The sequence below is a fragment of the Paenibacillus macerans genome, from assembly GCF_050565405.1.
GTDB classification, from domain to species: domain Bacteria; phylum Bacillota; class Bacilli; order Paenibacillales; family Paenibacillaceae; genus Fontibacillus; species Fontibacillus macerans_B.
On record NZ_JBNYYG010000002.1, the window covers coordinates 144,948 to 165,257 of the forward strand.

A 20,310-nucleotide genomic window follows, 5' to 3' on the forward strand; every position below is an offset into this window, starting at 1 on the left:
GCCATCGCTAAAGCCAATCGATCAATACACTTGAGTCTCCAGAGAATAACTTTCCATATTGTCCTTTACCCGCTGCATAAAGCGGCCGCAAATCACGCCGTCGAGGATCCGGTGATCCAGCGACAAGCAGAGGTTGGCCATCGAGCGAACGGCGATCATATCGTTGATGACGACCGGCCTTTTGACGATCGATTCGAAAGTTAAAATGGCGGCTTGCGGATAATTGATGATTGGCTGCGTCAAAATCGAACCGAAGGAGCCCGTGTTATTCACCGTAAACGTACCGCCCTGCATGTCGTCCAGCTTCAGCTTGCCGGCGCGCACTTTCGTCGCGAGCTCCTCGATTTCCCGGGCCAGGCCGGCGATGTTTTTCTGGTCGGCCTTTTTAATGACGGGCGTGAGCACGGAATCCTCGGTGCCGACGGCCAGCGAGATGTTAATGTCGCGTTTGACGATGATTTTATCGACCGCCCAAACCGAGTTCATGATCGGATAATCCTTGATCGCCCCGACCACCGCTTTGAGCAGGAAAGCCAGGTATGTCAAATTGACGCCTTCTTTTTGCATGAACTCCTGCTTCAGCTTGTTGCGCAGCTGAACCAGATTCGTTACGTCAACCTCGATCATCATCCAGCCGTGCGGAATTTCCGATACGCTTTGGCGCATCCGTGTGGCGATGGTATTGCGGATCGGCGTGACGTCGATGAAATATTCGGAACGGTCGCCGCCTTCTACCTCAATCGTCGGAATGCGCGGGGATTCCGTCAAATGCAGGCCGGAATGGCGAACCGGTTCGTTTGCCGCCGCGTTAAGCCCGGCAGGGATAGCGCCGAGCGGAACACCCGAAGCCGCCGGTTGCACCGGAGCCGCTACGGGTGCGACAGCCGGCGGTACGATCGTTGCCGTCGCCGCGGGAGCCGCGCCGGCCGGGCGGCCTCCCTGCTCGATGTAAGCCAGCACGTCTTTGCGGGTAATCCGTCCGCCTAGCCCCGTGCCGGCGATTTGCCGCAGGTCCAATCCGTGCTGGGCCGCCAACGTCTGCACGGCCGGGGAATAACGGCTGCGCTGCGAGGCATCCGTCCCGGTCTCGCCAGACGGCACCTCCGCCGCCGAGACGGCACCGCCGGCTGCGGGAGCTTGAGCCCCTTCGGCCTGACCTGCGCCGGGCGAGGCGGTTTCGATCCGGCAAATGACCGCGCCGACCTGCACTTCCTGGCCCTCCTCGGCCAGAAGCTCGCCCATCACCCCGTCCAGGGTGGAGGGAATCTCCGCATTCACTTTATCCGTGATTACTTCGCAAATCGGTTCGTACTGTTCGACCGGATCTCCCGGTTGTTTCAGCCACTTCCCGATGGTGGCCGATACGAGCGATTCGGCGAGCTGGGGCATGACGACGTCGGTTAACGATTTATTGGATGGCATGTATTTACTCACTCCCCATTAATAAAGCGCCAATTGAAGCATCGCTTCTTTGACCTTGTCTTTGCTAAGCATGAAGAATTTCTCCATCGGCGGGCTGATCGGCATCGCCGGTACGTCCGGGCCGCACAGCCGGGCGATCGGAGCGTCCAGCTCGAACAGACATTCCTCGGACACGATCGCCGACACCTCGGCTCCGATGCCGCCGGTCTTATTGTCCTCGTGAACGATCAGCACCTTGCCCGTTTTGCGGGCCGCTTCCACGATCGCTTCGCGATCCAGCGGCTGCAGGGTGCGCAGATCGACGATATGCGCGCTGATCCCCTGTTCGGCGGCCAACTCCTCCGCGGCCTGCATCGCAAAATGCAGCGGCAGGCTGTAGCTGATCACGGTAATGTCGGTCCCTTCGCGCAGCACCTTCGCTTTGCCGATCGGCACGACGTAATCGTCCTCGGGCACGTCCTCTTTGATCAGCTTGTAGCATTTTTTGTTCTCGAAGAACAGGACCGGATCGGGATCGCGGATCGCCGCTTTAAGCAGGCCCTTGGCATCATAAGCCGAATAAGGCGCCACGATCTTCAGCCCCGGGGTCCCGAAGAAAATCGATTCCGGGCACTGCGAATGGTATAACCCGCCGAAAATCCCGCCGCCGATCGGGGCGCGGACCACGACCGGACAATTCCAGTCGTTATTGGAGCGATAACGGATTTTGGCCGCTTCGCTGATGATCTGGTTCGTTGCCGGCAGCATGAAGTCCGAATACTGCATTTCCGCGATCGGCTTCAAGCCGTACATGGCCGCGCCGATCGCCACCCCTGCGATCGCCGACTCGGCCAAAGGCGTATCGATCACGCGCATCTCCCCGAATTGCTCCTGCAAGCCTTTGGTCGTGGTGAATACGCCGCCCTTGACGCCCACGTCTTCCCCCATGACAAATACGCTCTCGTCCCGCTCCATTTCCTCTTTCATCGCCAGGCGAATCGCGTCGATATACTCCATTACCGGCATGGTTATTGCCCCTCCCCTTCGCTGGCATACACATGCAGCAGCGTGTCTTCCGGTTTAGGGAACGGCGCATTGTCCGCTGCTTCCACCGCTTCCTTCAGCTGCTGGTTGATGTCCTTCAGCAATGCTTCATCCTGTTCGCCGCTCCACAAACCGTTTTCGATCAAATAGGCTTTCATTTTCGGAATACCGTCTTTTTTCCAGTTCTCGTCGACCTCTTCCTTCGTCCGGTACGCCAAATCATTGTCAGAGGTAGAGTGCGGAGACAACCTATACATCATCGCTTCGATCAGCGTCGGTCCTTCGCCGCGGACGGCGCGTTCCCGCGCTTCCTTCACGACGCGGTATACCTCCAGCGCATCGTTGCCGTCGACGCGGATCCCCGGGAATCCGTAGCCCAGGGCACGATCGCAAACCCGGCCGCCAAGCTGCTTCTTGACCGGCACGGAAATCGCATATTGATTGTTTTCGCACATGAAAATAACCGGCAGCTTTTGAACCCCGGCAAAATTCAAGCCTTCATGAAAATCGCCTTGGTTGCTCGATCCTTCGCCGAAAGTCACAAAGGAGACAAGGTCCTTCTTTTGCATCTTCGCGGCCAAAGCCACGCCGACCGCATGGGGAACCTGCGTCGTCACCGGGCTGGATCCCGTAACGATCCGCAGCTTTTTGCTGCCGAAATGTCCCGGCATCTGCCGGCCGCCGCTGTTCGGATCGTCCGCTTTGGCAAACGCGGACAACATCAGTTCGGTCAGAGTCATGCCGACCGATAACACGAAGCCGTAGTCGCGGTAGTAGGGCAGGAAATAATCGCGCTGCCGGTCCAGTGCGAAGGCCGCCGCGACCTGAGCCGTTTCCTGGCCGATCCCGGAGACGTGGAAATTGATCTTCCCCGCACGCTGCAGCAGCATATTGCGCTCATCGAATTTACGTGCGAGCAGCATATATTTGTACATTTCAAGCACTTCATCATCCGTCATTCCGAGCTGCTCATGTTTGGGTTTCGTTTGAGTCGAACTTTTCGCATTCATGGGAGTTACCTCCTTTAATTGGGGCGTTTCTGATCTAATCTTAAAACCAGGTACTAAGACTTGGGATAAGTTTATTATAATCGTTTTTCCATGAAAAAGAAAACGTTAGTTTCAAACGTCAGGTGGCAAGGGAATGTCCGTCTACGGCCAGCGCGGCCTCGCCGATAATTTCCGCCAAGGTAGGATGGGCGAATACGGCTTGTCCGATTTCCCAAGGCGTGGCATCCAGCACCTGCGCCAGCGCCGCCTGGCTGATCAGCTCGGTCACGTGCGGCCCGATCATTTGAACGCCGAGGATATCGTTCGTGCGGGCGTCGGCGACCATTTTCACGAAGCCTTCCGTTTCCCCGTGGACCAGCGCTTTGCCGATCGCCGAAAACGGCACCTTGCCGATTTTCACGTCAAGACCTTTGGCTTTGGCCTCTTTTGCGGTGATCCCGACCGATGCCACCTCCGGACGGGTATACACGCAGCGCGGCACCTGGCTTTCATGGTAGCCGTACGTGGCTTCCCCGGCCAAATGATGCACGGCGGTCAAGCCTTCATGGCTGGCGGCATGGGCCAGCTGCAAGCCGCCGATGCAGTCGCCGATGGCATAGATGTGCGGTTCGGTGGTTTGCATATGTTCATTTACCCGAATAAAGCCGCGCTCTAACCCGATATCCGTATTTTCCAGGCCGATATTCTCCACGTTCGCTTGTCTGCCGATGGACAACAACAGCTTGTCCCCTTGCAACTGAAGCTTCTCCCCGCCTCGCAGCGCCGAAATGGAGACGGTACCGTCATGGACTTCAAACGTCTCAGGCTGCACCATAACCCCGGTGAGTACTTGAATGCCGCGGCGCTGAAGCTGCTTCTGCAGCTCGCGGGCCACGTCTTCGTCCTCGGCAGGGAGCAACTGGTCCGCTGCCTCCGCCACGGTGACCTTCACGCCGAAATCGTTCAGCAACGACGCCCATTCCACGCCGATTACCCCGCCGCCCACGATGACGATGGAGCCCGGCAACTCATCCAACAACACCGCCTCATCGCTGCTCAGAATATGCTTGGCGTCGGGCACGAGGCCGGGCAATGCCCGCGGCCGGGAGCCGGTGGCGATAATTAGATTGGTCGGCACGATGGTCTCCATTTCTCCGCCCTGCAGCTCCACGGCCACGGCACCGCTTTTCGGCGAGAAAATCGAGGGTCCGATCACCCGTCCCTTTCCTTCGATGACGCGAATTTTATGTTTGCGCATTAAATATTGGACCCCTTTATACAGTTGATCCACAATGCTTTGCTTGCGTTCCTGCACTTTCGGAAATACCAAGGTTACCCCGCTGGTCTCAATGCCGAAGCTGGCGCTATCCTTCATTTGAGCGTACAGCTCCGCGCTGCGCAGCAGCGCCTTGCTCGGAATGCACCCCCGGTGCAGGCAAGTTCCGCCCAGCTTGTCCTGTTCGATGATGACGACATCCTTGCCCAACTGGGCTGCGCGGATCGCGGCGACATAACCGCCCGTTCCTCCGCCGAGTACTGCTACATCACAAGTAATAGCCATTTCAGATCTCCACCTATTCTATACAATATCGATCAATTTATCAGTTCATGGGGCCTGCTGCCCAAAGATACAATTCCTATTTTACCTTGTTTTGCCGCTAATACAAATGCGGCCCTCAAATGGACAGAAGAACGGGAAAAAGGTATGATATTTTTAACAATGCATTTCCGACGGAAAGGATGATTTAACTCCTATGAAGCTCAAATTATCCCGGTTTATCGCCATCATCCTGCTGGTGATCCCTGGCATCGCCGCCATGATCGGTTTCCTTAAAATAAAGGATGCCCTATTTGATTATATGTCCAATCATGGAGACGATTCGTTATCCCATGTCACGTTCGATTGGCTTGATTTCGGCCTGGGGCTGGTTTTGTTCGCGGCGGGCGCCGGATTTTTGGGCGGCTGGATTTTTTTCCGCGACCGCAAGCGCAACTACATCGGGCCCAGATTCCGGAAGAAAGAACCCGCTTCCCCGGAGTAATTCCAACCGCGCAAAAAAACCTCTTTCCCGTTTGAATACGGCGAAGAGGTTTTTTCAAATTCATTCATACAAGGCATCCTTCAGCTTGCTCGACATGCGCGAACCGTGTTGGGACGAAGCGCGCAGCAGCGCTTTGCGCAGCCTAAGGTTTTCGGCGGTCACCAGCTCAAGTTGGGCGATCAGCTCGCCTATCAGCCCTCTTTCCGCCTCTCCCAAATCGGCTTGCTCCAGCTTTTCCCGGTAAGCCGCCAAATCGAATTCATTCGTCATATGACATTCCATTCCTTCCTGGTTATACCATAAGCTCCTGATGCCGAATCACCGGGGTTTCCACCTGAATCGTGGAATGCCCGATATGAAACGATTTTTCCAGCAGCGATATTGCCGCTTGAAGCACCGTTTGGCTGTCTTCGCCTTCCTTGATCATGATATGGCAGCTTAACGCGTCCATCCCCGACGTAATGGTCCATATGTGCAGATCATGCACCTCAACCACCCCCGGGATGTTAGCAAGGCACTGCTTCACTTCGCACTGATCGATCGCAGCCGGCGAGCCCTCCATCAAAATATGCACGGACTGGGAAATCACGCCCCAAGCCCCCCGTAGTATAAGCAATGCCACGAGGACGCTGATGATGGGATCAAAAATATACCAGCCGAACACTGACATCAGGATGCCGGCAATAATCGCTCCGACGGAGCCAAGGGCATCGCCCAACACGTGCAGGTAGGCGCTTTTTAAGTTCACATTGCCTTTGACATCCCCCTTCTTGAGCAAAGCCGCCGCGCTGCCCAGATTCGCAACCAGGCCGATGACCGCGATCAGGATCATCAGGTTGCTGGATACGGTAGGCGGATCGAAGAAGCGTCCGTAAGCTTCCCAAATAATAAACCCCGCGATGACAAACAGGGTTACACCGTTAAGCAATGCCGCCAAAATCTCCATGCGGTAAAAACCGTACGTTTTGCGCCCCGAAGCGGGACGGCCTGCGAACCACAGCGCCACCAGACTTAACACCAGCGAACTGGCATCGCTTAACATATGCCCGGAATCGGATAATAAAGCCAGGCTTCCCGTAAACAAACCGCCGGCAAACTCCAGGACCGCAATCGAGGCCGTGATGAGCAGCGCGATCAACAGACCCTTTTTGTTCCCGGTCCGTGCGGCATGATGGTCGTGATGATGATGTCCGCCATGCTCATGGGCATGGCCGTGATCATGATGATGATGGTGCCCCATAATATTTCCCTCCCTAATCACATTTCGCGTGCTGAATCGCCTGGGTAAGCAGCGAGATCACGTGCTCGTCATCGCAGCTGTAGTACACCGTATTGGCTTCCCTCCGGAATTTGACCAGCCGCAGGTTGCGCAGCAAGCTAAGCTGGTGGGAGACCGCCGATTGCGACAAATTCAACACTTCCGACATATGCGTAACGGAACACTCCTCCTCCGAGAGCAAATAAAGGATTTTGATCCGGGTGGGGTCGGATAAAGCTTTAAATATCGTCGAAACCTTTTCCATCGTATCCGGGCTTAAAAAAGAATGCACATCTTTCTCCATCAGGTTCCCCTCCAAATCAAGTGTATGAGCATATGTTCATATACAGAATATTCCGAACAGTGCTCTTTGTCAATACCGCTTCGCTCATTTTGCCAAAAAAAATAAAAAAACTTTTAGCGACGAATTATCCAAGAAGACAGACCGCGTTTAGAGGAAGTTTTTCTTGCGATTATAGAATAATTCAGCTCCGCTGAAAACTTAAGATTCTATAATCTAAAAAAAACGGCCGCTTCCCGGTAAGCACCGAGAGGGACCGCCTTTCATCATTTTCGAATATGCGACGTAAGATACCGACCAACCGCAGAGGATCTCTTGTCATCTTCACGTTCGTTTCATTACTCCTTACCCTTTCAAGACACTTTATGCTCGATCCGCAGCTTGTCGGCCACCATGGCGATAAATTCGCTGTTGGTCGGCTTCGATTTAGAGATATTGATCGTATAGCCGAACAAGTGGCTGATCGAATCGATATTGCCGCGCGTCCAGGCCACTTCGATGGCGTGACGAATCGCGCGCTCTACGCGGGAAGGCGTGGTCTTGAACTTTTCGGCGATGGCCGGATACAACGTTTTCGTGATCGCGCCCAAAATTTCGATGTTGTTGTACACCATCGTAATCGCTTCGCGCAGATACTGATACCCTTTAATATGCGCAGGAACTCCGATTTCATGTATGATCGAAGTAATATTCGCATCCAGGTTTTTGCCTTTGCCGAGAGGCACGACATTGGACTTCGTGAATGAAGCCGACGGAGAGCTGCTGCCGATCGTCAGGTTTTGCACGCCGACCAGCTGGCGAATCCGGTTCGCCAGAACCTCCATGTCAAAAGGCTTCAAGATGTAGTAAGAAGCGCCAAGTTGAACGGCACGCTGCGTGATGTTCTCTTGACCGAAAGCCGTCAGCATGATGATTTTTGGCTGTGGAGATAAATTGAGGTCGCGAATGCGCTCCAATACTCCCAGTCCGTCCAGATGAGGCATAATGATGTCCAAGATCAATACGTCTGGAACTTTGGCCGCGTTATCGATCATCTCCAGCACTTCTTCCCCGTTATAGGCGATTCCCGAGACGACCATATCGTCTTGCTCCGAAAAGTATTCCGCAAGCAAATTCGTAAATTCCCGATTATCATCCGCCAACAACACTTCGATTTTCTGCACTGCCTACTTCCTCCTTCAGGTAATTGGATGGGTTTTTATTTGTTTCTCCTCTTCCCAGAATAAGGATTCGACACGCAAAAGTAAATTCCTTCTGTCGAAAATTATTTTTCTTTATTTTTTTCCTATGTTAGGATATAATTAATTATTTATTTACATAATACGATGTCATTCGTAACCATTCGACAAATGCAAACACGATTTTCCTTCAAGGATGTCGATAATTACGCCAATCGCGAAAAGAAAAAATCTTAAGGCAGCGATCAGCTGGCCTTAAGATTTTGGAAAGTCCCTTGCTGGTTTTGCAGAATGCCGGCATCCCGCAGCATCCATTCGATATAACATCCATATCCGGATTTCGGATCGTTGACGAACACATGGGTGACCGCTCCGATCAGTTTCCCGTTCTGCAAAATCGGGCTGCCGCTCATGCCTTGAACGATGCCGCCTGTCTTATCCACCAACCGCGGATCGGTGATACGAAGCACCAATCCCTTGGTTTCCGGAGCGCTTTGTTTGGACACATGGACGATTTCGACCTTAAACCGCTCTACCCGTTGACCTTCAACGACCGTCAAGATCTCAGCGGGGCCTTCCTTGACTTCCTCCGCAAAAGCAACGGGAATCGGTTGTTGATACACGCTGTGTTCCGGGTTGTGCGACATCTTCCCAAAAATGCCGAATTGCGTATTGCGTTCGATATTCCCCAGCGTTTTGCCTTCTTTCAGAAAATGGGCCCGTTTTTCTCCGGGCTCGCCGCTTTCGCTTTTGGAGATGGATGTAACGCTGGACTGTAAAATCTGCCCGCTGCCCACGATGATCGGCGTCTGCGTATTCATGTCGGTTATGATATGCCCTAAAGCGCCGTATACGCCCTGCTCCGGTGCATAGAAGGTCAGCGTTCCTACTCCCGCAGCCGAGTCGCGGATATAAAGCCCCAGTCTCCAAGCCCGGTCCTGTTTATCAAAAGCCGGGGTTAAGGAAGTGGTAAATTCCTTGTCGCTCCTTTTGTAAGTAATCTTCAGCGGACGGTTGGTTTGGCCTGATTCGGCCGCGATATCCGCAACATCGCGAACGTCCTTCAGCTTTACGCCGTTAATGTGGGTGATCAAGTCGCCGGCCTGGATCCCGGCGGCCTCCCCGGGGGATACCTTATTGTTTTCGGTGATGACCTGATGATGGCCAACCACTAATATCCCGGCGGATTTAACTTTCACCCCAATGGTTTGGCCGCCGGGAATCACTTTCAAATCAGGAATTACATTGACCTTGACGGTCTTAAGAGGAATTTGACCGAATAATTTCATGCGGAGCTTGGCTTCTCCACTCCGAAGCGATGAAAGCTTGAGCGGATGTCCCAAAGACACTTTCATGGAAGGGTTAGCCTGCCCGTTTAACATCACCACATCGGGCCGATCCACACTGACTTCAGCTTGGACGGGCAAGGCTAATGAAATTTGCGTTCCTTGTCCCTGGAACAGGCGCAGTTCGTCCGGCAGAATAGGCATGTGCCCTTCAGCTGCCGAAGTACCGATAAAACAAAAGAAGAAGGCAAGAAAAAGACCGAGCATTCTTTTCCTGAGGTTCGGGTTCAATGGCTGTCACGCTCCCTTAGCTTCTTTCGCTTGACGAAAAGGTGGTCGCCAATTGCGTACCTATAAGATACCCCGGGTCAGGTGTTTTATTACTGTCAATCATTGTGCCGGACTTAATAAAGCATCCTTCTGCGCCCGTGCCAGCTTCAGCATTTCCTGGGCATGGTGCTGCGTTCGCTCCGTGATTTCCACCCCGCCGAGCATACGGGCAAGCTCGCCCACGCGCCCTTCCTCATTTAACGGCTCCACGCGGGTCATCGTTCGGCCTTCCGCCACCACTTTCTCGATCAAATACTGCCGGTCCGCCATGCAGGCAACCTGAGGCAGATGGGTAATGGCAAAGACTTGGCACATGGCCGACAGCCGCGACAACTTGTTGGCAATCGACTGCGCCGCCCGCCCGCTGACGCCGGTATCCACTTCGTCAAAAATAAGCACCGGTACTTCCTCATGACGGGCGAATATGCTCTTAAGCGCCAACATCATTCGTGACAATTCCCCGCCGGAGGCGATTTTGCTTAACGGCCGCAGCGGCTCCCCGGGATTCGGCGAAATCAGGAATTCCGCGTTGTCGATTCCATGCTTGCCTGGACGTACTTTCTTTCCTTCCCAGTCCAGGCCCTGCGCGTCTTCCGTCCAGGTCAGCTTGACTTCCAGGGAGGTTCGTTCCATCTGCAGGTCTTTCAGCTCGCTTTCGATTTGCAGCGCAAGGTCATCGGCTACCCGCCGCCGGACGGCGCTTAGTTCAGCCGCCTGCGCCAACAATCGTTCCAATAACTGATCCCGTTGCGCCTGTAGTTGGTCGAGCCGTTCATCCTTATTCTCCAACGCGTCGGTTTCCTGAAGGATCTTCTCATAATAAGCGAGGATGCCTTCAACGTCGTCGCCGTATTTACGGCGCAGCGTGGATATGAGGTCGAGCCGTTCCTCCACTTCCTCAAGCCGTTCCGGATTGAACTCGATCCGTTCACGATAGTCCCGCAAGCTGTAGGAAGCATCCTCCAGCTGATAATAAGCGGATTGCAACTGCTCAAGCAACGGGGCGATGCCTTTGCTGTCATAGTTCGCCACTTCGCTTAGCCTTGACACCGCTTTAGCAATGGCTTCAAGCCCCTGAGGGCCGTAGAGCAGCCCGTAAGCTTTCGAGACGGAATCCATCATTTTCTCGCTATGGGATAGCTTGACCTTTTCTTCCGTCAGTAATTCGTCTTCTCCCGGTTTTAGTCCAGCCGCCGCGATTTCGCCCAGCTGAAAACGGTATAAATCCAGCATTTGCAGCGCTTGTTGGCTCGTATTCCGAAGTTCGTTGTACTCCTTATCGACTCGCACAAAATCGGCGTAAGTCGCTTGATATGCCGATTTGACCGGAACGATCGACTCGGCGCCATAAGCGTCCAGCAGCTCCAAATGGCGTTCCGGACGAAGCAAGGTTTGGTGCTCGTGTTGCCCGTGCAGATTGATTAGTTCATCGCCTACTTCGCGCAGCATCGATAAATTGACCAGTTGGCCGTTAATCCGGGCCGAGCTCTTGCCCTGCGTGCTGATTTCCCGGCGAATGATCAAATGTTCCCCCGAATCCCCGCCGATGCCAAGTCCCTCCAGGGTCGACCAAACCGGGTGATCCTCCGGCAAATCGAAAGAAGCCTCCATCTCGGCTTTGTCGCAGCCGTAGCGGATCAAATCCGCCGAACCCCGGCCGCCGGCGATCAATCCCAGGGCATCGATAATGATCGATTTGCCGGCGCCCGTTTCCCCCGTCAACACATGAAAACCGGAGTCGAACGAAACATCCACCGCTTCAACCACGGCCAAATTGCGAATGGATAAATGAACCAACATGATGAAGGCAGCTCCTTCCCCTAATCAAAATACGATCAAGATATGTAACCCATGATCTGTTCGATCACGAACAGGCTGTATTCTTCGCTCCGGCAAATGAGCAAAATGGTATCGTCGCCGCATATCGTCCCAAGCAGATCCGGCCATTCCATATTATCGAGCAGCACCGCCACCGAATTAGCGGTACCCGGCAGGCATTTCATGACGACCAGATTGCCGGTATGGTCGATGTGCACGAAGCTGTCGATCAGTGCCCGCTGCAGCTTTTGCACAGGATTATAGCGTTGGGCCGTCGGCATGGAATATTTATATCTCCCGTCGTCCGTCGGAACCTTGATCAGCATCAGCTCCTTGATATCGCGGGACACCGTTGCCTGTGTTACCTGATAACCGGCCTTACGCAGCGCCTCAACCAGCTCGTCCTGGGTTTCGATTTCCTTTGCCGAAATGATTTCGCGAATCTTAATATGTCTTTGACCCTTCATTCTACCCTCCATGAGCCTTTTAGAGGTTATTCAAAAAGTCATCTTTTGATCACGAAGCAGGTCAAGAAGCTTATCGACTTCGAATCTTGAATTCAACCGGGCCTTCCGTTGCTCACGTAGCCTCCAGCTACGCTCCGCTACTCAGTCCCTAGCTTCATCCAACCTTCTCGGTGCTGAAAAGCTGACTTTTTGAACACACACTTTTAGGCTGTTTCGTCATCGTCATCGTCTTCTTCCGTCGTCAAGGAGATTTCCTTGATCTGCCCTTGTTCCGGATCAACGTAAAGCACGCCCGCGCAATCGGGATACAGCAAGAGATACGGCAACAATTCTCTGCGGACGCCGCTGCCCGTCCATTCGATCGGCAGGCGTTCCCGCGCGGTTCTTACCAAATAGAATTCCCCGTTCTTCACCACAATATAGTCGATGAACAAACGGCTGTGGACGACCTCCCGGTCGATCCGGAAAGCCAGCGGGACCTTCAGCTTGTCGCTGACGACCTCATAGCCGGCCTGCTCCAGCAAATCTACGGCAGGATGTTCCAATATCTCCTCATTCATTTCAAACCCGATGCCGGATCTTAAAGTAAACGGCTTGCGAACCCAGGAACGGAAGCCGCGATAAAGCAGATACGCCGCAATTCCTGCGATCAGCAGCATCAGAAGACCGTCAGAGAACGCTCCCACCTAAATCACCTCAACCCACTATTTCGACGCATCTGGCTTGAGCTCCTGTTAAGGTATGCAACATTTTTTTATGTAAGGTACAGAGACCATAAAACGCTGTTTCACTTTCATTATAGGGAACGAATGTTCGATTTGCAAGTATCGGCATAGCAAAAAGACCCATCATCTCGATGGGCCTCCGGCAAATGTTTCCGATGCATCCTTCACGACTTGGCCAGCCATATCGCGGATCCGTATCAATAAGTCTTCTCCCGGTTGTTCAACGGTTTCGGGAGCCGATTCCTCCAGCCGCAGATGGGCCAGAAATTCGATGTTCCCTTCCCCGCCGGTAATCGGAGAGAAAGTAAGGCCGGCGACGGAATAACCCTGCTCCGCCGCAAAGGAAAGCACCGTCTCCAGCACCTCCAGATGCACTTTGGGATCGCGGACGACCCCGGACTTGCCGACTTTCTCCCGCCCGGCCTCGAACTGCGGTTTGATCAGCGCGGCGATATCGGCCGGCCGTTTCAACAGCGCGAGCAAGGGAGGCAAAATAATTCTCAGCGAAATAAAAGAAACGTCGATGCTGGCAAAATCCGGCGTCGGGCCATCCAGGTCTTCCGGGGTCATGTACCGGAAATTCGTCCGTTCCTTGACGTTTACCCGCTCGTCATTGCGCAGCGACCAATCCAGTTGATTATAACCGACGTCGATGGCGTAAACGTAGCTTGCCCCATGCTGCAAGGCGCAATCGGTAAACCCTCCGGTGGAGGACCCGATATCCAGCATCGTTCTGCCCTCCAGGCCGATGCCGAAACGCTTCAGCGCCTTTTCAAGCTTGAGCCCGCCCCGGCTGACATAAGGGTGAATCGCCCCTTTGACCGACAATACGGTGTCGCGGGGAATTTTGGTCCCGGCCTTCTCGATGCGCTCCTGCCCGCCGAAGACCAAACCGGCCATGATGGCGGCTTTCGCTTTTTCCCTGCTATCGAAAAATCCCTGCTCCACCAGCAGGACGTCTATCCGTTCCTTGGAAACCGACATGCCAATCTCCCGTCTATGCTCGGGCGCAGGGCTGCGCCCGGCTTAAATCTGTCGTGCTATCAATAAGGCTCCGCCTTCTTGCCGTAAGCCCGCTGCCCGGAGCGGAATTTTTGGACCTCCCGAACAACGCTTTCCGCCGTCAAGCCCACTTCCTCCAGTTGATCCTTGATGCTCCCATGCTCGATGAACCGGTCCGGCACCCCCATCAGGCTGATATCCAAGCCGGCGATTCCCCGCTCCGCATAAAACTCCAGAATGGCGCTGCCGAGGCCTCCAGCTTGCGAAGCTTCCTCCAGCACGATCATTTTGCTTCCGTTTTGCGCCAGCTTCATGAGCATATCGCCGTCCAGCGGCTTCAAAAATCTGGCATTCAACACGGCCGCGGTCACGCCCTCCCGCTTCAGCATTTCGGCGGCTTCTTCGGCCACCTGCACCATCGGTCCGACGGCGACGATCGTCAAGCTGTCTCCTTCGCGCAGCATTTCCCAGGTACCGATCGGAATCGGCATCAATACTTCATCCAGCGGCACGCCGGGGACATTGACCCGCGGATATCGATAAGCGATCGGCCCGTCGTTGTATTCCAGCGCCGTCTTCATCATGTGGCGCAGTTCGTTCTCATCCTTCGGCATCATCAGCACCATGTTCGGAATATGCCGCAAGAAGGCGATATCGTATACCCCTTGGTGCGTTTCCCCGTCCGCGCCGACAAATCCGGCCCGGTCGATCGCAAACATGACGTTGGCGTTATGCCGGCAAATATCGTGGACGATTTGATCGTAGGCCCGCTGCATAAAAGTGGAATACACCGCATACACGGGCTTCATGCCTTCCATCGCCATCGCCGCGCACATCGTCGCCGCGTGCTGCTCGGCGATGCCGACGTCGATCATCCGGCCCGGAAACCGTTCGGCGAACTTGACCAGACCGGACCCGCCCGGCATCGCCGGCGTGACGGCTACGATACGTTCATCCTGCTCCGCAAGCTCGATCAGGGTCTGGCCGAACACTTCCGTGTACATCGGATTGCCGACGGCTTTGAGCAATTGGCCCGATTCGATCTTGTAAGGCGTAATGCCGTGCCATTTATGCGAATCCTTTTCGGCCGGGGTATACCCCTTGCCTTTGGTCGTCAGCACGTGAACCAGTACCGGGCCGCTGACATTGTTGGCTTGGTGGAACGATTCGATCAATCCCGGAAGATCATGGCCGTCCACCGGCCCCAAGTATTTAAATCCGAGCTCTTCGAACAACACGCCGGAAACCATTAAGTATTTCAGGCTGTCCTTGACCCGTTCCGCGGTTTTGGCCAGCTTGCCGCCAATCGCCGGAATCTTCTTCAGCAATTGTTCCACTTCGTCCTTGGCCCGCAAATAATTGCGGTCGGAGCGGATTTTCGTCAAATAATTATGCATGGCTCCGACGTTCGGGGCAATCGACATTTCGTTGTCGTTGAGGATCACCATCAGGTCCTTCTTCTCGTGACCGATATGGTTCAGCGCCTCAAACGCCATGCCCCCGGTCAACGCACCGTCGCCGATCATCGCGATCACCCGGTGCGACTCGCCTTTCAAATCCCGCGCCAACGCCATGCCCATGGCTGCGGAGAGCGACGTGCTGCTGTGTCCCGCTTCCCAAACGTCATGTTCGCTTTCGCTCCGCTTCACGAACCCGCATAGTCCGTTATGCTTGCGCAGCGTATCGAACTGGTCCATCCGCCCGGTCAATATTTTATGAACGTAAGCCTGGTGGCCTACGTCGAATATAAATTTGTCCCGCGGACTGTTATAGCAATAATGCAGGGCGATCGTCAATTCCACCACGCCTAGATTCGAAGCCAAATGCCCGCCCGTCGCCGCCAGCTTCTCGATCAAAAACCGGCGTATCTCCGCAGCGAGCGGCGTCAATTGCTCAAGGGACAAGTTTTTCAGATCGGCAGGCTCGTGTATTTGTGAAAGCAGCACAGCCATTCCCCGCTTCCTTTAAAGTATGTGTTCAAAAAGTCGGCTTTTCTGCTTCATGACCTGCTTCGTGATCAAAAGACGGCTTTTTGAACAACCTCAAAAATGGATTTCTCTTGTTGATAATAGCTATCATTATACCATATGTCGCGATGTTGTCGAAATCACCTCAGAGGTTGTACCCTGCGTCGATTTATGTTCGCAAAGCGCACCAAGAGGGAGCACCCGGCCGGCGAACTTCGCATTTTGCCTGCTGCTCTGCCGTCAGCTCCCTATTCATCAAACCCTTTCGACGCGCAAAAGTCAACGCTTGGAACGATGACAGATCCCTGACTTTATGCTCATGCCGCTTTCGCTAATGGTCCCTTTGAAGCAAAAAGTCCGCGATTTCCAACATCCGCTGCGGGTGCGGAATGTCGCCGTTCAGCATGGTTTCCTTCGCCTCCCGGGTCAACCGGGCGACCTCCTCGCGGGATCCCTCGATCCCGAGGAAATAGGGATACGTCACCTTCTGCTGCTTGACATCGCTTTGCGTTTTCTTGCCCAATTTGCTCTCGTCTCCGACGAGATCGAGGATGTCGTCCTGAATTTGAAAAGCTTGGCCGAGCGCCCTCCCGTACCTTTCAAGCGCTTCCAGCTGCGATGCCGAAGCGCCTCCGATCCGGCCACCCGCCTTTAACGAGAAGACGATTAAGTCGCCGGTTTTGTGCTCATGAATACGGCGAAGCTGCTCCAGATCGGTCAGTCCTTGCTCTCCTTCCATATCGGCCACTTGACCGCCTACCATGCCGCACGGGCCGGCATACCGGGACAATTCCTCGACGATGCAAAGGACGCTTTCGGCCGGCACTCCATGCCGCCGGCCGGCTTGCACGACACTGTAAAAAGCCTGGGTCAACAATCCGTCCCCGGCCAAGATCGCCATCGCTTCCCCGAACACCTTATGGTTCGTCGGCTTGCCGCGGCGGAAATCATCGTCGTCCATCGCCGGCAGGTCGTCATGGATGAGCGAATAGGTATGTACCATTTCCACGGCGCAGGCGACGGGCAGCGCAGCCTCCCGGCTGCCGTGGAGCGCCTCCGCCGCGGCCACGACGAGCAGCGGCCGCAGCCGCTTTCCTCCCGCCATCAGGGAATAATCCATCGATTTGCGCAACGTCTCCGGGACTTCCCATTCCGCCGGAACGGCGGTAGCCAGCCGAGAGGCTACCAATCCGGAGATTTCCTGCATGTACTGAGCTATCGCTGTTTGCTGCTGCACCAAAATCACCGCTCTCCTCAGAAATCTCCGCTCTCGCCGGCAGGCGCTTGAAACGGCTGCTTGCCGATTTCTCCGTCTTCCTCCACGATCATCTCGATTTTGCGTTCCACCTGGGCCAGCTTCTGGCTGCACAGCTGCGAGAGCTGCATGCCCTGCTGGAACAAATCGATTGCCTTCTCCAGCGGCACGTCGCCCCGCTCGAGCTGCGAAACGATATCCTCCAGTTGGTTCATCGCCTCTTCAAAATGGATCTCCGGTTGCTCCGCCCCGGTATCAAGCTTCGGTTCCCGTTCCTTCATCTTTTCCAGCTCCTTCCCGCTTCATGCCCCATACTTGGCAATCCAATTCTCCGTCCGTCACTTTCACTCTGATCCGATCGCCCGGCTCCACGTCCGACAGCGATTTGATCAGCCGTTCCCCCTGTTCGTCGTACACCAGGCTGTAGCCCCGACCCATGACCTTAAGCGGGCTTAGGGCATCGAGCTGGCGGATGCCGGCGGCCAGCTGCCGGGATTTCTCCCGCAGCATGCCGAGCATCGCCTGCCGAAGCAGCCGCTCGGCTTCCTGCCGCCGCCGCCCAGCAAACCGCAGCCCCTCCTGCGGATGATGCCGCAGCAGCCGCTGATGCAGGCGGTCCTGGGCCGCGCCGGCCAGCTGCAGGCGCGTCTCCATGCGGCCCGTCAGCCGCGAGGAGAGCCGGTCCAGCCGCTCCGCGTGCTGGAGCAGGCTGCGCCGCGGCTGCAGCAGCGCCGGCGAGCGCTGGAGCCTGCGCAGCCGGTCGCGCGCCTGCTGCAGGCGGTGCTGCAAGCCTTGCTGCAGCACCTGCTCGCGCTGGCGCAGCTGCGCGCGCAGCTCGGCCGTGTGCGGCACGGCCAGCTCGGCGGCGGCGGTGGGCGTTGCGGCGCGCAGGTCGGCGACGAAATCGGCGATGGTAAAGTCCGTCTCGTGGCCGACGGCCGAGATGACGGGCACCGCCGATTCGTAGATCGCGCGCGCGACCAGCTCCTCGTTAAACGCCCACAACTCCTCGAGCGAGCCGCCGCCCCGCCCGACGATCAACACGTCGGCCTCGCCCATGGCGTTCAGCGTCCGGATCGCCTTGACGATCGATGGCGCCGCTCCTTTGCCCTGTACCAGTACCGGGTACAGGATCACGGCAGCCTGCGGATAGCGGCGCTGCAGCGTCGTCAGGATATCCCGGACGGCCGCCCCCGTCGGTGACGTCACGACGCCGATCGTACGCGGGAATCGCGGCAGCGGCCGTTTTCGTTCCGACGCAAACAAGCCTTCGCCGTCGAGCTTTTGCTTCAGCTGTTCGAAGGCCAGGTACAAGCTGCCGATTCCGTCGGGCTGCATATGCGTCGCGTAAAACTGGTATTGCCCGTCCCGTTCATATACCGACACATTGCCCCGGGCAATCACCCGGGCCCCCTCCTTCGGCTTGAACGGCAGCCGTTGGTTGTGCGAAGCGAACATAATGCACTTGATCCGGCTGTCGGCGTCCTTCAACGTAAAATACATATGTCCGCTGGAATGGTGCGTAAAGTTGGAGATTTCGCCGCGAATCCAGATGTCCGACAACACCTGATCCGATTCCAGCTTCATCCGGATATAACGGTTCAAATCCTTGACCGATAAAATCCGCTGCTGTTCCACCCGTACAGCCTCCTTTCCGAAAACTTTCAGGCACTACGCCCCAATGACCGAGTTAAAACTTGTTACCAGCCGCAGCCGCCTTAGGCCAACCCCTGCAGCCTTTTCGCCGCAATCAGCGTGTTCTTCATCAGCATCGTAATCGTCATCGGGCCGACGCCGCCCGGAACCGGGGTAATCGGGCCGGACACTTCCTTAGCGCTCTCGTAATCGACGTCGCCGGCCAGTTTCCCGTTATCCAGACGGTTCATGCCGACATCGATGACGACCGCGCCGGGCTTAACGTAAGAGGCATCGACGAACTGGGCCCGTCCGATCGCCACGACGAGAATGTCCGCCTGCTGGGTCAGTTCCTTCATGTTCGCCGTGCGCGAATGGCACATCGTCACCGTAGCGTTCTCGCGCTGCAGCAGCAGCGATACCGGCTTGCCGACGATGTTGCTGCGTCCGATCACGACGGCATGCTTCCCGGACATTTCCACGCCCGTTCGTTTGATTAGTTCAATCACGCCCGCCGGCGTACAAGGGAGCAGGCTATCGTCGCCGATCACCAGGTTGCCGACATTCACCGGATGGAAGCCGTCTACGTCTTTTTCCACGGAAATGGCATCGATCACCGCTTTCTCGTCGATATGCTTCGGCAACGGCAGTTGCACCAGAATCCCATGAATATTCCCCTGACGGTTCAGCTTGTCCACCAGGGCAAGCAATTCCTCCTGGGACGTTTCCGCGGACAGCCGGTGAACCTCCGAATAGTAACCCAAATCGTGACAGGCTTTCTCTTTGTTGCGCACGTACACCTGGGAAGCGGGATCTTCGCCCACGAGCACGACAGCCAGCCCCGGCGTTAAGCCTTGCTTGGCAAGCTGCTGAACCTCTTCGCGCAAGCTCGCGCGGATATCCTCCGAAATTTGTTTTCCGTTAATGATTGGTGCCGACATGCCATCCTCTCCTTTACCCGTTGTTTTTTTATCGTTTGCTTTTCAGTTGATCCACGTCTTGGATCATCTTGCCGAGCACGCCGTTGACGAACTTCCCGGAATCCCCCGTCCCGAAGTGCTTGGCCAATTCGATCGCCTCATTGACGGCCACCTTCCCCGGAACGTCATCGCGGAAAACCATTTCGTACGTAGCCAGCCGCAGCACCTGCCGATCCACCTTGGACAAGCGGCTGAGCTGCCAGCCCTTCAAATAATCGGCCAGCAATCCGTCGATCGCTTCCTTGCTGCCCCACGTGCCGTTTACGAGTTCCAGGACGAACGCTTTGGTCGCATCCACGTCGGACAGCTCGACCTCGCTTTCGTTCTCTCCCGCCGCTTCCGCAAGCAGCATCGTAACCGCTTCTTCCGCTTCGACCTCGTTCATTTCCATGTGATACAAGCTTTGCACTGCTATTTCTCGCGCCAATCGTCGTTTCATCTGCTTCCTCCTATAAGTTATCTTAAGCCTTTGCCTCTTCCCATCAGCATGGACCAAAAACGCCCCGATCATCACCATCAATGTCCAATCTATCTCTTCCTTCGCACAAAAAAAGACCCGTAACAGGCTTCCTCCACAAAATGGGCAATATACATCGCAGCTCTTTTTCCGGAGAAAGCATATCACAGGAACC

General features: G+C 55.4%; 20 protein-coding genes. 1 reads left to right on the plus strand and 19 read right to left on the minus strand.

The features are described 5' to 3' along the window. Positions 1–21 precede the first annotated feature (21 nt). The 4 genes from ACQ4N8_RS02550 to lpdA all read right to left on the minus strand — a co-directional run bounded on the left by ACQ4N8_RS02550 (position 22) and on the right by lpdA (position 4,995). On the minus strand, positions 22–1,422 hold the full coding sequence (locus ACQ4N8_RS02550) for a dihydrolipoamide acetyltransferase family protein (RefSeq protein ID WP_430702745.1): 1,401 nt from the start codon (positions 1,420–1,422) through the stop codon (positions 22–24). A gap of 18 nt (positions 1,423–1,440) precedes the next feature. Next, positions 1,441–2,427, minus strand: a complete 987-nt coding sequence (locus tag ACQ4N8_RS02555; protein ID WP_430702746.1) for an alpha-ketoacid dehydrogenase subunit beta — start codon at positions 2,425–2,427, stop codon at positions 1,441–1,443. A 2-nt stretch (positions 2,428–2,429) separates the two neighbouring features. After that, on the minus strand, positions 2,430–3,455 hold the full coding sequence (locus tag ACQ4N8_RS02560; protein WP_430702747.1) for a thiamine pyrophosphate-dependent dehydrogenase E1 component subunit alpha: 1,026 nt from the start codon (positions 3,453–3,455) through the stop codon (positions 2,430–2,432). A 118-nt stretch (positions 3,456–3,573) separates the two neighbouring features. Beyond that, positions 3,574–4,995, minus strand: a complete 1,422-nt coding sequence (gene lpdA / locus ACQ4N8_RS02565) for a dihydrolipoyl dehydrogenase (protein WP_430702748.1) — start codon at positions 4,993–4,995, stop codon at positions 3,574–3,576. Positions 4,996–5,188: 193 nt separating this feature from the next. Between lpdA and ACQ4N8_RS02570 the strand changes: the two genes are divergently transcribed. Beyond that, positions 5,189–5,476, plus strand: coding sequence for a DUF2627 domain-containing protein (locus ACQ4N8_RS02570; RefSeq protein WP_430702749.1), 288 nt, complete (start codon positions 5,189–5,191; stop codon positions 5,474–5,476). A 60-nt stretch (positions 5,477–5,536) separates the two neighbouring features. Here the strand turns inward: ACQ4N8_RS02570 and ACQ4N8_RS02575 are convergent, their stop codons facing one another. From ACQ4N8_RS02575 to nusB, 15 genes are all read right to left on the minus strand, one after another. Then, a complete protein-coding gene (locus tag ACQ4N8_RS02575; protein ID WP_430702750.1) occupies positions 5,537–5,746 on the minus strand; it encodes a hypothetical protein in 210 nt (69 codons plus the stop codon). Positions 5,747–5,768: 22 nt separating this feature from the next. Further along, on the minus strand, positions 5,769–6,716 hold the full coding sequence (locus ACQ4N8_RS02580) for a cation diffusion facilitator family transporter (RefSeq protein WP_430702751.1): 948 nt from the start codon (positions 6,714–6,716) through the stop codon (positions 5,769–5,771). 13 nt (positions 6,717–6,729) lie between these two features. Continuing rightward, the gene (locus tag ACQ4N8_RS02585) at positions 6,730–7,038 is read right to left on the minus strand and encodes an ArsR/SmtB family transcription factor (protein ID WP_430702752.1); all 309 of its coding nucleotides are present in this window, start codon (positions 7,036–7,038) and stop codon (positions 6,730–6,732) included. A 350-nt stretch (positions 7,039–7,388) separates the two neighbouring features. Further along, the gene (gene spo0A, locus ACQ4N8_RS02590) at positions 7,389–8,198 is read right to left on the minus strand and encodes a sporulation transcription factor Spo0A (RefSeq protein ID WP_430702753.1); all 810 of its coding nucleotides are present in this window, start codon (positions 8,196–8,198) and stop codon (positions 7,389–7,391) included. A gap of 260 nt (positions 8,199–8,458) precedes the next feature. Further along, complete coding sequence (spoIVB, locus tag ACQ4N8_RS02595) at positions 8,459–9,790, minus strand: SpoIVB peptidase (RefSeq protein WP_430702754.1); 1,332 nt, start codon at positions 9,788–9,790, stop codon at positions 8,459–8,461. Between the two features lie 99 nt (positions 9,791–9,889). After that, the gene (gene recN / locus ACQ4N8_RS02600; protein ID WP_430702755.1) at positions 9,890–11,629 is read right to left on the minus strand and encodes a DNA repair protein RecN; all 1,740 of its coding nucleotides are present in this window, start codon (positions 11,627–11,629) and stop codon (positions 9,890–9,892) included. A 35-nt stretch (positions 11,630–11,664) separates the two neighbouring features. Beyond that, the gene (gene ahrC / locus ACQ4N8_RS02605) at positions 11,665–12,114 is read right to left on the minus strand and encodes a transcriptional regulator AhrC/ArgR (RefSeq protein ID WP_430702756.1); all 450 of its coding nucleotides are present in this window, start codon (positions 12,112–12,114) and stop codon (positions 11,665–11,667) included. Positions 12,115–12,317: 203 nt separating this feature from the next. Then, a complete protein-coding gene (locus ACQ4N8_RS02610; RefSeq protein WP_430702757.1) occupies positions 12,318–12,800 on the minus strand; it encodes a hypothetical protein in 483 nt (160 codons plus the stop codon). Between the two features lie 162 nt (positions 12,801–12,962). Next, on the minus strand, positions 12,963–13,823 hold the full coding sequence (locus ACQ4N8_RS02615; RefSeq protein WP_430702758.1) for a TlyA family RNA methyltransferase: 861 nt from the start codon (positions 13,821–13,823) through the stop codon (positions 12,963–12,965). Positions 13,824–13,882: 59 nt separating this feature from the next. Next, complete coding sequence (gene dxs, locus ACQ4N8_RS02620) at positions 13,883–15,787, minus strand: 1-deoxy-D-xylulose-5-phosphate synthase (protein ID WP_430702914.1); 1,905 nt, start codon at positions 15,785–15,787, stop codon at positions 13,883–13,885. 352 nt (positions 15,788–16,139) lie between these two features. Continuing rightward, complete coding sequence (locus tag ACQ4N8_RS02625; protein WP_430702915.1) at positions 16,140–17,015, minus strand: polyprenyl synthetase family protein; 876 nt, start codon at positions 17,013–17,015, stop codon at positions 16,140–16,142. 47 nt (positions 17,016–17,062) lie between these two features. After that, positions 17,063–17,344, minus strand: a complete 282-nt coding sequence (gene xseB / locus ACQ4N8_RS02630) for an exodeoxyribonuclease VII small subunit (RefSeq protein WP_430702759.1) — start codon at positions 17,342–17,344, stop codon at positions 17,063–17,065. Further along, positions 17,319–18,701 carry an exodeoxyribonuclease VII large subunit gene (gene xseA / locus ACQ4N8_RS02635; protein ID WP_430702760.1) on the minus strand — a complete coding sequence of 461 codons (1,383 nt, stop codon included), beginning with the start codon at positions 18,699–18,701 and terminating at the stop codon, positions 17,319–17,321. Before xseA ends, xseB begins: the two co-directional genes overlap by 26 nt. A gap of 80 nt (positions 18,702–18,781) precedes the next feature. Further along, positions 18,782–19,639 (minus strand): bifunctional methylenetetrahydrofolate dehydrogenase/methenyltetrahydrofolate cyclohydrolase FolD, encoded by an 858-nt coding sequence (folD, locus tag ACQ4N8_RS02640; protein WP_430702761.1) that lies wholly within the window; start codon positions 19,637–19,639, stop codon positions 18,782–18,784. A 28-nt stretch (positions 19,640–19,667) separates the two neighbouring features. Continuing rightward, on the minus strand, positions 19,668–20,117 hold the full coding sequence (gene nusB, locus ACQ4N8_RS02645; protein WP_430702762.1) for a transcription antitermination factor NusB: 450 nt from the start codon (positions 20,115–20,117) through the stop codon (positions 19,668–19,670). Positions 20,118–20,310: the final 193 nt, after the last annotated feature.